General features: G+C 63.0%; 14 protein-coding genes. 10 read left to right on the top strand and 4 right to left on the bottom strand.

Annotated features, from left to right (window positions below; genetic code table 11):
• Positions 1 to 41 precede the first annotated feature (41 nt).
• The 3 genes from P7228_RS14800 to creD all read left to right on the top strand — a co-directional run bounded on the left by P7228_RS14800 (position 42) and on the right by creD (position 3,610).
• Positions 42 to 377 carry a BlaI/MecI/CopY family transcriptional regulator gene (locus P7228_RS14800; RefSeq protein ID WP_430732516.1) on the top strand — a complete coding sequence of 112 codons (336 nt, stop codon included), beginning with the start codon at positions 42 to 44 and terminating at the stop codon, positions 375 to 377.
• Positions 374 to 2,047 carry a M56 family metallopeptidase gene (locus P7228_RS14795; RefSeq protein WP_278015997.1) on the top strand — a complete coding sequence of 558 codons (1,674 nt, stop codon included), beginning with the start codon at positions 374 to 376 and terminating at the stop codon, positions 2,045 to 2,047. Before P7228_RS14800 ends, P7228_RS14795 begins: the two co-directional genes overlap by 4 nt.
• A 150-nt stretch (positions 2,048 to 2,197) precedes the next feature.
• Positions 2,198 to 3,610, top strand: coding sequence for a cell envelope integrity protein CreD (creD, locus tag P7228_RS14790; RefSeq protein ID WP_278015996.1), 1,413 nt, complete (start codon positions 2,198 to 2,200; stop codon positions 3,608 to 3,610).
• A 9-nt stretch (positions 3,611 to 3,619) separates the two neighbouring features.
• Here creD and P7228_RS14785 read toward each other — a convergent pair whose 3' ends face one another.
• A complete protein-coding gene (locus P7228_RS14785; RefSeq protein ID WP_278015995.1) occupies positions 3,620 to 4,204 on the bottom strand; it encodes a hypothetical protein in 585 nt (194 codons plus the stop codon).
• 25 nt (positions 4,205 to 4,229) lie between these two features.
• Positions 4,230 to 5,093: a KPN_02809 family neutral zinc metallopeptidase gene (gene ypfJ / locus P7228_RS14780; RefSeq protein ID WP_278015994.1), complete on the bottom strand. Its 864-nt coding sequence runs from the start codon at positions 5,091 to 5,093 to the stop codon at positions 4,230 to 4,232.
• A 106-nt stretch (positions 5,094 to 5,199) separates the two neighbouring features.
• On the opposite strand from ypfJ, the gene P7228_RS14775 reads away from it, so the two are divergent.
• The 7 genes from P7228_RS14775 (at position 5,200) to P7228_RS14745 (ending at position 11,698) form a co-directional block, all read left to right on the top strand.
• Complete coding sequence (locus P7228_RS14775; RefSeq protein ID WP_278015993.1) at positions 5,200 to 5,955, top strand: 3-hydroxybutyrate dehydrogenase; 756 nt, start codon at positions 5,200 to 5,202, stop codon at positions 5,953 to 5,955.
• A gap of 158 nt (positions 5,956 to 6,113) precedes the next feature.
• Entirely contained in the window at positions 6,114 to 7,454 is a 1,341-nt protein-coding gene (locus P7228_RS14770) for a M28 family peptidase (protein ID WP_278015992.1), read from the top strand.
• A gap of 95 nt (positions 7,455 to 7,549) precedes the next feature.
• Positions 7,550 to 9,007 carry an IMP dehydrogenase gene (gene guaB, locus P7228_RS14765; RefSeq protein ID WP_278015991.1) on the top strand — a complete coding sequence of 486 codons (1,458 nt, stop codon included), beginning with the start codon at positions 7,550 to 7,552 and terminating at the stop codon, positions 9,005 to 9,007.
• 3 nt (positions 9,008 to 9,010) lie between these two features.
• Positions 9,011 to 9,289: a hypothetical protein gene (locus P7228_RS14760; RefSeq protein ID WP_278015990.1), complete on the top strand. Its 279-nt coding sequence runs from the start codon at positions 9,011 to 9,013 to the stop codon at positions 9,287 to 9,289.
• A complete protein-coding gene (locus tag P7228_RS14755; protein WP_278015989.1) occupies positions 9,286 to 10,467 on the top strand; it encodes an RsmB/NOP family class I SAM-dependent RNA methyltransferase in 1,182 nt (393 codons plus the stop codon). Before P7228_RS14760 ends, P7228_RS14755 begins: the two co-directional genes overlap by 4 nt.
• Positions 10,468 to 10,526: 59 nt before the next feature.
• Entirely contained in the window at positions 10,527 to 11,024 is a 498-nt protein-coding gene (locus tag P7228_RS14750; RefSeq protein ID WP_278015988.1) for a tetratricopeptide repeat protein, read from the top strand.
• A complete protein-coding gene (locus P7228_RS14745) occupies positions 11,021 to 11,698 on the top strand; it encodes a glutathione S-transferase family protein (protein WP_278015987.1) in 678 nt (225 codons plus the stop codon). The genes P7228_RS14750 and P7228_RS14745 overlap by 4 nt, the downstream gene beginning before the upstream one ends.
• Positions 11,699 to 11,704: 6 nt before the next feature.
• Here P7228_RS14745 and P7228_RS14740 read toward each other — a convergent pair whose 3' ends face one another.
• Together P7228_RS14740 and P7228_RS14735 are read right to left on the bottom strand one after the other, a co-directional pair.
• Positions 11,705 to 12,178 (bottom strand): RNA pyrophosphohydrolase, encoded by a 474-nt coding sequence (locus P7228_RS14740; protein WP_278015986.1) that lies wholly within the window; start codon positions 12,176 to 12,178, stop codon positions 11,705 to 11,707.
• Positions 12,175 to 13,125 carry an alpha/beta hydrolase gene (locus P7228_RS14735; RefSeq protein WP_278015985.1) on the bottom strand — a complete coding sequence of 317 codons (951 nt, stop codon included), beginning with the start codon at positions 13,123 to 13,125 and terminating at the stop codon, positions 12,175 to 12,177. Before P7228_RS14735 ends, P7228_RS14740 begins: the two co-directional genes overlap by 4 nt.
• Positions 13,126 to 13,230: the final 105 nt, after the last annotated feature.

Below are 13,230 nucleotides of genomic sequence, written 5' to 3'. Positions count from 1 at the left end.
ATACCAAGCCGGATCGGATCAGCGAGGCAGAACACGCCGTGATGGAGGTGTTGTGGGCCGGGCGCGAGCCGCTGACCGCCGCCGATGTCTGCGAAACTGTCTGCGAAGACCGTGGCTGGACCCTACCGACGGTAAAGACGCTGCTCAGCCGACTCGTCACAAAACGGGCGGTTGAAGCGAAGCCTGACGGTCGCCGTTACCTCTACAGTCCCCTTATCGAACGTGACGATTACGTCGGTGGGGAGTCTCGCCGCCTGGTCGAGCGACTGTTCGGCGGACGCCCGGCATCCTTGTTTGCGCACCTGGCAGAACAGGAGGCACTTTCAGCGAACGACCTGGTCGAGATCGAAGCTCTGTTGAAGGAGTTGAAGCAATGATCGACTGGCTCCTGGAAACGCTCCTGTGGACCGCCGGACTGATCGCGCTGGTCCTCGTCATCCGCCGCCCGGTTGCTCGCATCTTCGGGCCGCAGCTCGCCTATTCGCTTTGGGCGCTGCCGGCGCTCAGGCTGTTTTTGCCGCCGATAACCCTGCCTTCCTGGATGGCGCCGGTGCCTGCGACGCCGGAACTCGAGGCTGCACACGTCGAGCTAGCGGCCGAAATGCCGGTAAGCTTTGTCATGCCGGTCGATCCGGTTGAACCGGCCACTGGCAGCTGGATAGCCGAACTTCCACTGGTGGAGATCGCCGTGGCGCTATGGCTCACTGGCGCGCTCTATTTCCTCTACACGCGCTTCAGCGGTTATGCGGAAATGCGCGAGCACATGCTCGACGACGCCAAGACCGTCGGCCGGTGCGACAACGTCCGGCTGATCGAGACGCCCGGAACCAGCGCTCCGCTCGCGTTCGGCGTCACCGACAAGGTGGTCGCGCTGCCGATCGGCTTCATGGCGCAAGCGGACCTAGCGGCACGGGACCTGGCGCTGGAGCACGAGCTTGCCCACCATCGCGGACACGACCTGCTCGTCAACTTTCTCGTCCAGCCGCTGTTCGCTCTGCACTGGTTCAACCCCCTGGCCTACCTCGGCTGGCTGGCGTTGCGCCGCGACCAGGAGGCCGCCTGCGACGCACGGGTGATCCAATCGCGCGAGCCCGAGGATCGGATTACCTACGCCAATGTGATCGCCAGCTTTGCGGCGGGGCCGAGCGTTGCCCTCGCAGCGCCGATGGCCTGCCCGGTGCTGGGCGACAAGTCGATAATTCACCGTTTGAGGAGCCTGAAGATGAACCAGCTTTCGAACCGTCGGCGCCTCGCCGGACGGGGTCTGGTGGTGGCGGCGCTGGTTGCCCTGCCGATGACCGCTTCGATCAGTTATGCCGAACCCGGCATTCCGGCTCCGCCGGCGCCTCCCGGTGCTCCGAGCGCTGTCGAAGCGCCGCTTCCGCCGGCGCCTCCAGCCGCGCCGCTGGCGCCGACTGCTCCGCTCGCACCTCCGGCGCCGCTGGCTCCGCTGACCTGGCAGGCAAACCTCAATCTGGGCAAGCATTCGGCGCTCAAGACCGCGACCTTCGCCTTCCAGGACGAACAGCCCGACGAACAACCCGCGCCTTCGCAAGAGGTGCACCGCGAGGTCGAGAAGAAAGTCGAGCGCAAGGTCGAACGCGATACCCATCGCAATGTCGATCGGAAGGTTGATCGCAAAGTCGAGCGCAAGGTTATCATTGCCGGTAATGACAGCGATCTCAGCCCTGAAGAGCGCGCCGAGCTACGACGGGAGCTTCGCGCAGCATTCTCCGAGATGGACGCCGGAATAAAGGAAGCCATGCACGAATATCGCGTGGCGATGGTCGAACTGCGCGAACACCAGGGTGAGATGACCAAGGTCAGCGTCGATTGCGAAAACGGCAAGGCGGGCGAGACCGTCGACGACAAGGGCAAGCGGACCGTATGGCTCTGCACCAGCGAAGTCATGGCCAGCGCGATCAGAGGTTTGAAGGAAGCCCGGGCAAGTATTGCCGCAGATGACGACATGCCTGCCGAAATCCGGGCCGAGGTGCTTTCGGCACTCGATGCCAAGATCGCACAATACCGCAAGCACAAGCGTTAAACCGAATTATCAGTCAGTCCCCGATGGCGGGTAATCTCCGGATTACCCGTCATTTTCTTGCGTGTGAACGATGACATGAAATTCAGAAGCCATTCAGTTCGCCGCTCACACAGAACGTTTCATCGCAGGTAACACGATGGAGAGTGCGTGATGAAGCGCGAGAGATCCCCCGGAATAAAACTACTTTTCGCCGCACTGGTAGGCGCGGCTTTGCTGGTGCCGCTGCTGTTTGTCTACGCGCTGGTGAGCGACCGCCAGCACCAGGCGCGGGTCGCGCAGGATTCGATCGCGGCAGGCTGGGCCGGCCCGCAGATCATCACTGGGCCGCTGCTCGTCATTCCTTATCGCGCCGAAAGGGTGACGACGGAAAATGTGAACGGTCAGAGCGTGACGCGGACCGTGCGAACGCGCGAGGAACTGTTCCTGTCGCCCGAGCGGCAGGCGGTCGACACCGCGATCGATCCCGACGTGAAAGAGCGCGCCATCTACAAGTCGGTGATCTACGATGTCGGCGTGAGCGGGACGGCCACGTTCGTCCTGCCGGAAGATCTCTCCGACCTCGGCGTTACCCGCGATCAGTTGCTGCTCGACGAAAGCGAGGTACGCCTCGGGATTTCTGATCCGCGCGGGCTGGCCACCGATGCCAGCCTGGTCGTCGATGGGCGGAAGCTGGACCTCGAGCCGGGGCGCGGCACGGCCGCGAGCGGCGGATCGGGCGTCCACGCCGGGTTCGATTGGAGCGAGGGCCAGACGGTCGATCTGTCCTGGTCATATTCGCTGCGTGGCAGCCGGTCGTTTAGCCTCGTCCCGCGCGGCAAGGAAACCGTGTGGACCGCAAGTTCGTCATGGCCGCATCCGAGCTTCACCGGCAGCTTCCTGCCCGGAGACGAGGACAGGACAATCAATGACAAGGGTTTCGAGGCGCGGTGGTCGATTTCCAACCTTGCCCTGGGCGAAGCGGCTGTCGCCACCGGAGAGCCTGGGCCACCCTTCGTCGATGAGACGGTCGAGATGGCATATGCAGCGCCCGCGATGGTCGACGATCGCGGCCGGACGCAGGGCACCAGCAAGGTGGCAACGATCCGCCTGGTCGAGCCGGTCGACCTCTACAGCCGGGTCGATCGCGCAGTGAAGTACGGCTTCCTGTTCATCGGCTTCACCTTCCTCGCCTTCCTTATGTTCGACATCGTGGCCGGAGCTTCGGTGGCCGCCGCGGAGTACCTGCTGACAGGCGCGGGCCTGGTGCTGTTCTTCGTGCTCCTGCTGGCCTTTGCCGAAATGATCGGATTTACTGCGGCCTACGCACTTGCGAGTACGGCTATCATCGGCCTGCTCACGAGTTACAGTGCGGCTGTGTTGGGCAGTTGGAAACGAGCGCAGGTCATCGGCGGGCTGCTGGTCGGCCTCTACGCCTTGCTCTACGTCCTGCTCAACCTCGAAGCATGGTCGCTCATGATCGGTTCGGTGCTGCTGTTCCTCGCCCTTGCGGGAGTGATGTACGCAACGCGGAATATCGACTGGTCGGGGGTCGGCAGGAATTCCGAAGAGGAACTCGCCGCCTGACGGCGCCAACTAGTCGGTCTTCTGTACGACAGGGATCGATGCATAGGCCTGGGACGAGGGTTCTTCCCTCGGCCCGGGCTTTGTTGTCAGCTTGTCGACCTCAATCGCTTCGGCATCCTCGTTGAAGGCGATTTGCGTGAAGGCCGGACGCGAGGGGTAGGGGCAACCGCTGGCCTCGCCCAGTCCCTTGAGATAGCCGCGGCGAACCATCCCCGCCATGATCGCTTCTTCGAACTGGCGCTTGTGGTCGGCGGCGCCGGTTATCTCGCGCAGAATACTGCGGAAGGGGATGAAGGAACCGACGATCTTCTGCGCGATCCGACCTTCGCTGATGCGATCGTTCTCGACGTCCTGCAGGTCGTAATCGGGTCCAAGCACCTGATCGAGCTCGGCGATCGCTGCGCCGATCGCTCCGCATTCGCCGGAAGCGACGGTGGCATAGGGATTTTCCACCGAAGTGAGCAGGACCTGCGGGATTTCGTCCTTGGACAGGTTGAGGTCGGTCAGCGGCGTTGTGGCGACGTCACCCATGTCGGGCTCCCGGTCGCGCACGATCTCTTCTTCTTCCTGGGCATAGGCAGCTGCGCTCGTCACCAGAAGACAAGCGGCAATCGCTGTCCTAGCGCATGTCGAAATAGCGGTCGCAAACGGCATCATCTGCACTCTCCATACCGGCGCGCAGCGCGTCCCTGCGCTGCGCACTCGTACCATGTGTGAAACTTTCTGGATTTACCCGGCCGCCCGCATTGCGCTGCAGCGTGTCGTCGCCGATGGCGCTGGCCGCTCTCAGGCCTTCTTCCATGTCGCCCGGTTCGATCAAATTGCGGTTCTTGCCGGCCCAGACACCGGCATAGCAGTCCGCCTGCAATTCCATCCGTACTTGCAGATCGTTCGCGCGCTGTGGGTTTTGCTGCTGCGCGCTGCGCACCTGTGCGGCAAGGCCGGTCAGGTTCTGGATATGGTGGCCGTATTCGTGCGCCATGACGTAATAGCGGGCGAAGTCGCCGCCACCGCCGGACATGCGCGCAAGCTGGTCGTAGAAGCTGGTGTCGATGTAGATGCCTTGATCGCCGGGGCAGTAGAACGGCCCGGCAGCCGAGCTTGCATTGCCACAGCCACGGGTCGAGACCCGACCCGAATAGAGGGTCAGTTCGGGATCGCGGAAGGGGATATTGGCCCGCTCGAATTCGGGAGCCCAGGTCTGGTTGAGCGATTGCAGCGCATTGCAGGCTTCGGTCGCGTAAGGACCGCTGCGACAGACCTCTTCCTCGCTCATGCTGCTGGTCTGCTGCGAGGGTGACTGCTGCTGTGCGCTTTCGACCGTTCCGATCGTCTGCATCGGGTCGAGACCGAAAACGAAGTAGGCGACGAGCGCGATCACGATGGTGCCGCAGCCGATTCCTCCGCCGCGGCCACCGGGAAAGCCGCCACCTCCGCCTGAGCGGACCCTGATGTTGTCGGTATTGAACGGATTCAGACGCATTCGTGCTCCCCCATCGTGTTGTACCCTCTTTCGCTTTACGCTGGACACGCGCGGTGGTGGAAGCGAAAGCGGTTCCTCTCAAGGTTGAAACAGGCAGGAGTTCCGAATGTTCCTCGAAGGCAAGCGCGCACTGGTTACGGGATCGACTTCAGGCATCGGCCTGGCGATCGCACGGGCATTGCGCGCGGAGGGTGCCGAGGTGGTCCTGAACGGGTTTGGCGACGAAGGGGAGATTGCATCCCTGTGCGAGGAACTGGGGGCAACACATTCGGGAGCGAACCTGCTCGACGTGGCAGAAATCGAGGCCATGATGGCTGAGGCGGGACCGATCGATATTCTCGTCAACAATGCCGGAATGCAGCATGTTGCGCCGGTCGACGAGTTTCCGCTCGACAAGTGGGAAATGATCATCGGGCTGAACCTGACGGCGACATTCCACACCACACGGCTCGCGGTACCGGCGATGAAGGCCAAGGGCTGGGGCCGGATCATCAATACGGCGAGCGCGCATTCGAAGACCGCCTCGCCCTTCAAGAGCGCCTACAACGCCAGCAAGCATGGCGTCGACGGGTTCACCAAGACCATCGCGCTCGAACTGGCGCAAACGGGCGTGACGGCCAATTGCATCAGCCCGGGATATGTCTGGACGCCGCTGATCGAAGGTCAGATCCCCGATACGATGAAAGCGCGCGGCCTGAGCCGCGACGAGGTGATCAACGATGTCCTGCTCGCCAAGCAGCCGACCAAGAAATTCGTTCAGCCGCATGAAATCGGCGCACTGGCAGTGTTCCTGTGCCGGGACGAGGCGGGCAATGTGACCGGTGCCAATTGGAGCATCGATGGCGGCTGGACTGCCGAGTAAGACCAGGAAGAGACGCGGGCGCAGTGATCGAGATGGGGGGCAGAACTGTTTTACGCAGTGGCCTGGTGGCGCTCTTGGCGCTGGCCCTGTCTGCCTGCGCATCTTCGCCTTGGTCCCGGAGTGAGTTCGAGACCTCCCGCGCCGCGCTTAGCGAGCATGTGCAGATTCTCGCCAGCGAAGAATATGGCGGCCGGGAGCCAGGCACGCCGGGTGGGCGGCTTACCGAGCAATACCTCATCGACGAATTGGGGTCCTATGGCTTCCAGCCGGCGGCGCCCGGCGGCGGGTGGCGGCAGAATTTCGGCCTGGTCCGCTACAGCCCCGGGCCGGCCGTTCTCAGCATGCAGGGGCCCAAGGCGCGGTTCTCCCTCTCCGGTGAAGGGCTGCTGCTGAAATACTCTGCGCCGCGCGTCAGGCTGGAGGATCGCGGTGCGGTTTTCGTCGGTTCGGCCGAAGGGCTCGAGGAAGGGTCGCTGAGCGGACAGATAGCGCTGGTCAGGCCCCTGGCGTATCAGGATTTTACCAACGAATTGCGCGATGCCGAACCCGCGGTGATAGTCGCGCTGTTCGAAGACGAGGAATCCTTCGCAGAATCGAAGGAACGGATGGGCAAAGGGCGGTTCGACCTGGTTGGCGGCGAGTCCTCCCGGCAGGGAATACTGCTGGTATCGCCCGAGAAAACCCGCGAATTCACCGAGACCATTGGCAAGTCCCTCGATGAAATGACGCAACTGACGCAACTCTACAAGGGACCTTACCTCGTCGACGAAAAGGCCGGCCTGGTTGCCGACTTGCAGGGGGAGAACCGCGAGACTGCCAACATCGTTGGGGTATTGCCGGGCAAGGTCAGGGGAAGCGGCGTCGTCATGCTGATGTCGCACTGGGACCATCTGGGCATCTGTCGTCCCGACGATCCGATCGACCCGCTGTGCAATGGTGCGATCGACAATGCCAGCGGCGTTGGCATGATGCTGGAGACGGCACGCAGGGTGGCGGTAGCGGGCCCGCTCGACAGGGATCTCTACGTCATCGGGCTCACATCCGAGGAGATGGGGCTGCTTGGCGCGCAAGTGCTGGCAGATGATCCGCCTGCACCGCTGCTGTCGGTGGTTGCCGCATTCAACATGGATTCCATGGCCATCGCGCCGCGCGGATCGACGATTTCCGTGGTTGGGGGCGGGCTGACGCCTCTCGACGCCGGGATCCGGGAAGTAGCCGCGGCGCTGGGTCGCAAGGTCGAACTGGACGTCGATAACGAACAATTCGTCCAGCGTCAGGATGGATGGATCTTTCTGTCCCGTGACGTTCCCACCGTCGTGGTGTCCAGCTGGATGGGCGACAAGAAGCGGTTCGACGACTTCATGGCCACGCGCTATCACAAGCCGAGCGACGAATGGCGGCCCGACCTCGAACTGGGCGGCGCGACCGAGGATATCTTCCTGCATGTCGAGTTGCTCAGATACTTCGGTAACGAGGCAACTTACCGTCTCGGCGGTTAATCGCGGCTATGGGCTAGCCGAGGGCCGCGCTTCCGGTTAAGGGGCGGCGCACGATTCTTCCCGCACCCTGTTTCCGCGAAAGGCACCTCGTGCACATGACCGACATTCCCCTCGGCCTCACCTTCGACGATGTATTGCTCCGTCCAGCCGAGAGCGACGTCCTTCCGTCGATGGCGAATACCTCGACGAGGCTGACTCGCGAGATCGCGCTGAATATTCCGGTGCTGTCGGCGGCAATGGATACCGTGACCGAGGCCGACATGGCGATCGTCATGGCGCAGCTGGGCGGGATCGGCGTTCTCCATCGCAATCTCGACATCGAGGAGCAGGTCGCGGCGGTCCGTGCGGTGAAGCGCTTCGAAAGCGGCATGGTGGTCAATCCGATCACCATTGGCCCAGACGCCACGCTGGGCGAGGCACAGGCGATGATGACGCAAAACCGCATCAGCGGCATTCCGGTGACCGATCGCGGGGGAAAGCTGGTCGGCATCCTCACCAATCGCGACGTTCGCTTTGCCGAAAACCCGATGCAGCCGGTACGCGAGCTGATGACGACCGACAATCTCGCGACCGTGCCGCTCGGCACTGGGCAGGAAGATGCGCGCCGCTTGCTCCACCAGCGGCGGATCGAGAAATTGCTGGTAGTCGACGATGACGGCCATTGCGTCGGCCTGATCACCGTCAAGGATATCGAGAAGGCGGTTACTTATCCCGATGCGACCAAGGATGTGTCGGGGCGCTTGCGGGTCGCCGCTGCCACCACCGTGGGTGACAAGGGCTTCGCTCGCACCGAAGCGCTGATCGACGCCGAATGCGACGTGGTGATCATCGACACCGCGCACGGCCATAACAAGGATGTTGCCCGCGCGGTCGAACGTGCCAAGCAGCTGTCCAACTCGGTCCAGATCGTCGCCGGCAATGTCGCGACCGCCGAGGCGACCCGCGCGCTGATCGACGCGGGCGCTGACGCAGTAAAGGTCGGTATCGGTCCCGGATCGATCTGCACCACGCGCGTGGTTGCCGGGGTGGGCGTGCCGCAGCTGACCGCGATCATGGAAAGCGCGGCCGAAGCGGCGAAGTCGGGCGTACCGGTGATTGCCGATGGAGGCCTGCGCACTTCGGGCGATGCGGCCAAGGCGCTCGCCGCGGGTGCTTCGACCATCATGGTCGGATCGATGTTGGCCGGTACGGCGGAAAGCCCGGGCGAGACCTTCCTTTACCAGGGTCGCAGCTATAAGGCCTATCGCGGGATGGGTAGCGTCGGTGCGATGGCGCGCGGCAGCGCCGACCGCTACTTCCAGCAGGACGTTTCGGCGATGAAGCTCGTGCCCGAAGGGATCGAGGGTCAGGTGCCGTTCAAGGGCCCCGCAGCCGACGTCGTCCACCAGCTCGTCGGCGGGATCAAGGCGGCCATGGGCTACACCGGCTCGGCAACGATCGAAGACCTGCAGAAGCGCGCCCAGTTTGTCCGCATCACCAATGCCGGGCTCTCGGAAAGCCACGTCCACGACGTCGCGATCACGCGCGAGGCGCCGAATTATCCGACGCGCTGATCCATGGAACTGATCGTACCATTCATGTTGTTCATTCTTGGAATTTCCGAGGATGACGCGACCGACATCCAGTTGAGCCGTCATCCGGTTCTCTATGAAACCGAGCAGGAATGTTTGACAGCAGGCCAGGATCTTATCCGGACTCGCGTTGTCGCAGAGCATGAAAATGCGACCTACTTTCGGGCTTTCTGCCAGAGAGTACCCGCGCCAGAAGAATATGAATCGCTGTTCTCCGAGCGAGACTCAGCGAGGAAGAAGCAGCCCGCCGAGCAGGCAAAGTGACCCCCGCAGCCCGCGTCCAAGCCGCCATCGAGATTCTCGATGCGGTGATCGAGGCTGCCCGGACCGAGGGCGCGCCGGCCGACCGGTTGGTCGCCGCCTACTTCAAGACGCGCCGCTACGCTGGGTCGAAAGACCGCCGCGCGGTGCGCGAGCTTGTGTATCGCGCGATCCGGTTATGTGGAGAGGTCCCCGCCAGCGGTCGGGCTGCCATGGGCGCACTCGCGGCAAAAGACGAGGCGATCCTGCAACTGTTCGATGGTTCGAACCATGGTCCGGCGGCGCTGGATAGCGGGGAAGCCATGGCTGCGCCGGGTATCGCACCGGCATGGCTTGTCGACCGGCTCGAGGCTGCCGGGATCGATGCCGAAGAACGCGAGGCCATGTTGGGCCGCGCCCCCCTCGATGTCCGCGTCAACACGCTCAAGGCCGATCGCGCGAGCCTCGAATTGCCGGAGCAGGGCGAAGCGCTCACAGCCCCGCAGGCACTGCGCTTCCCAAGCGGTACGCAGGTCGAACAATGGGAGGCGTATCGGGACGGGTTGATAGAGGTGCAGGATCACGGCAGCCAACTTGTCTGTCTGGCTGCTGGCGCATCGCCCGGGGAAACCGTGATCGACCTTTGCGCCGGTGCGGGAGGCAAGACGCTGGGGCTTGCGGCGCAGATGGAGAATCGCGGCACCCTCTTGGCGTGCGACATCGACCGCAACCGCTTGTCGCGGCTTTCCCCGCGTGCCGAGCGCGCCGGAGCAGGCATGATCGAGCCGCTTCTGCTCAACCCGGGCAAGGAGATCGAGGGCCTGGGTCTCCACGCGGGTACCGCCGACCTCGTGCTCGTCGATGCTCCCTGTTCCGGCACGGGCACTTGGCGACGCAAGCCGGAGGCAAAATGGCGCCTGACCCCCGACCGGCTCAAGCGGTTCGCCGCTACGCAGGATCATCTGCTCGGCATCGCAGCCAGAATTGTAAAACCAGGTGGCCGGATCTGCTTCGTAACCTGCTCGCTGCTCGACGAAGAGGGCAAGGACCGGATTGACGCCTTTCTCTTGCATAATCCGGGTTGGACAGCCCTTCCTGCCGCCATTCCGATCGGGCGGTCACACGGGCAAGGCACGCGCCTCACACCGTCTCACGACGGCACGGACGGGTTTTTTGTCGCCATGCTAGGTTCTCCCTGTTAGGCATAGGCATTATGGCTGAGCCTTCATCTTCCCGGATGGCTGCCTTCAAGGAGTTGTTCATGCGTTTCGCGCCTGCTGCCGCTGCTTTGTCTTTACTCTTCGCCGTCAATGCGAGCGTCGGGAATGCGGGCGCGGGTGAGCCCGATCCGCGCGCCGCCATGCTGATCGCCGAAGGTCGCGCCGCGCTTGCGGCGGACAAGCCGCAGGATGCAATTGACGCTTTCGAAGCGGCACTGGCGGTCGATCCCTCCTACACGCCTATTTTCAACGAGTTGGCGGAAGTGGCCCGGGTAGAAGGCCTGCAGGGCAAGGCGATCCGCTATTACCGGGAAACGCTGGTGCGGGATCCGGGCAATCTTGCTGCAATCTCGGGCGAAGGCGCCGCGCTGGTCGAGAAGGGAGCGCTGGAAAAGGCCAAGCGCAACCTGGCCCAGCTGCAAAGCCTGTGCGGCGCAACCTGTCCGGAAACGCGGGCGCTGCAAAGCTCGATCGCGCGTGGTGCGCAGCCCCGGATGGCGGTCGAGACGGTTGGTAGCGAAGTCTCAAGCCAAAATTGATCACGCTCCACCACCTCGAATTTTCGCAGAGTTTCAGAATTCTCTGGCTGCTTGAGGAATTGGGCGCGGAGTATGAGCTCAAGCTCTACAATCGCGATCCCGAGACCGCGCTCGCCCCAGCCGAATACAAGGCGCTGTCTCCGCTCGGCACCGCGCCTGTGATTACCGACGGCGAATTGGTGCTGGCCGAGAGCAATGCGATCATCGACTATATCCTCGACCAATACCCGGACAGCCCGCTGCGCCCGAAGGTCGGCGAAACGGACCGTGCCCGGCACTTGTTCTGGTTTCACGCATCGCAAGGCTCGCTCATGGCGGTCGGCGGCATCGAGATGATCATGCGGGTTCTGGAATCTCGCAGCCCCTGGCCGATCAGCAAGCTCTTGGGCGCGGTATTTGGCAAGGCGCGCGAAAGCTTTACCGGCCCACGGACTGCCGCGCTTCTCGCCAAGCTTGAGCAGGATCTGGAGGAGGCGCCATGGTTTGGTGGCAACCAGGTGACCGCCGCCGATATCACGATGAGCTATCCCATGGAGTCGCTGCGTGACCGCGGCCAGCTCAACGAACGCGATTTTCCAAATGCGATAGCGTGGTTCGAGCGGGTCGAGGCGCTTCCATCCTATATCGCGGCGCGCAAGATCGACGATCGCCCATCTGTCGCTTTCGCGATCTGATCCGCGTCAGATGAGCGCGGCGAATTCCTTGACCAGCGCCCGATAGACGTCGCGCTTGAACGGCACGATCAGGTCCGGCAGTTCCTCCGGAACGACCCATTTCCATTCGAAAAATTCGGGCGGATCGTGCGCTTCCAGGTTGATGTCGTCATCCTCGCCTTTGAAGCGGCCGAGAAACCAGTGCTGCTCCTGCCCACGGTAGTTCCCGCCCCATAGCTTGCCGATCAGTTCTTCGGGCAGATCGTAGCGCAGGGGGTAGGGCATGCGTCCGATCACATCGACCAGATGCGCGCCGATCCCGATTTCTTCCTCGAGTTCGCGCAGTGCGGCCTCTTCGTGGTTTTCGCCGGGGTCGATGCCGCCTTGCGGCATTTGCCAGGCACCGAGATTCTTCGAATCGATGCGCTGGGCGACGAACACCCGGCCGACCCGATTGGCGAGCATAAATCCGGCGCAGGCCCGGTAACCAAGCTCATTCATGCGGCACGCTCCAGCATCAGCTTCATTGCGCCGAGCACGCGCTCGAGGTCTTGTTGCGCCCCCGGCACGGCCTTGCGCAGGTTTGTGAAGCTGTGCGTAACCCCCCTCATTTCGAGGAATACATGGTCGATTCCGGCCTGTGCCAATGCGGCACCATAGTCGCGCCCGGAGTCGCGAATGGGGTCGAGGCTGGCCGTGACCAGCACCGTCGGCGGCGTATCTGCATGATTTCCAAGGATAGGCATCGCACGCGGATCGGAGCGGTCCGGGGCGTAGCAGGCGTCGAAAAACTCGACCGCCACCTTGGTCAGGATGAAGCCCTCGGCAAATTTTTCGAGGCTTTTCGAACCAAGGGCGTCGCTGGCTAGCGGAAAGATCGGCACTTGCAGCACCACCGTCACCTCTGCCGGATTCGCGCCGAGCAGCTGTGCAACGACGATCGCAGCATTGCCCCCGGCGCTATCGCCGATGGTCACCAGGCCCGTTGCCGTCCGGCCGAGGGCGTCGGGCGATGTGGCCACCCAGCGGGCCGCCGCCTCGCAATCCTCGATCGCTGCGGGAAACTTGTGTTCCGGCGCGCGGCGATAATCGACCGCGACCAGGGGCAAATCCATCTGGTGCGCAATCTCAGTGCAAAGACTGTGATGGGATTCGAGGTCGCCGATGACGAAACCGCCCCCATGGAAAAACATGATGACCGGCGATGGTTCGCGGCTGTCGCGCTTGTCGTAAAGCCGAACGGGGATATCGCCGGCAGGGCCGGGACAGGCAAGATCGCGGATCACGGCTAGCTCCCTTGCCGGTGCGTCCGCCATGGCATGGAGGGCGAGGTAGCCCTGCCGCGCTTCTGCCAATGTCATGTCGGCGAGGGCAGGGCGCCCGGCGGCCTCAAGCATTGACAGGAGTGCCTGTACGTCCGGGCGGACATAGTGAGTTTCGCTAGCCATTTAGGCTGATCTCCAACTGTTCTTGTGCACAGGTTAGGGACCGAAATGCACCATTTCCACTCGACTTTTTGTATCTGTAGGAGAAAAACTTCATTGCGGGAGTGG

Origin of the sequence: Altererythrobacter sp. CAU 1644, assembly GCF_029623755.1 — a bacterium.
In the GTDB taxonomy this organism is placed as follows: domain Bacteria; phylum Pseudomonadota; class Alphaproteobacteria; order Sphingomonadales; family Sphingomonadaceae; genus Erythrobacter; species Erythrobacter arenosus.
This window is presented reverse-complemented; position numbering and strand designations above follow the sequence as displayed.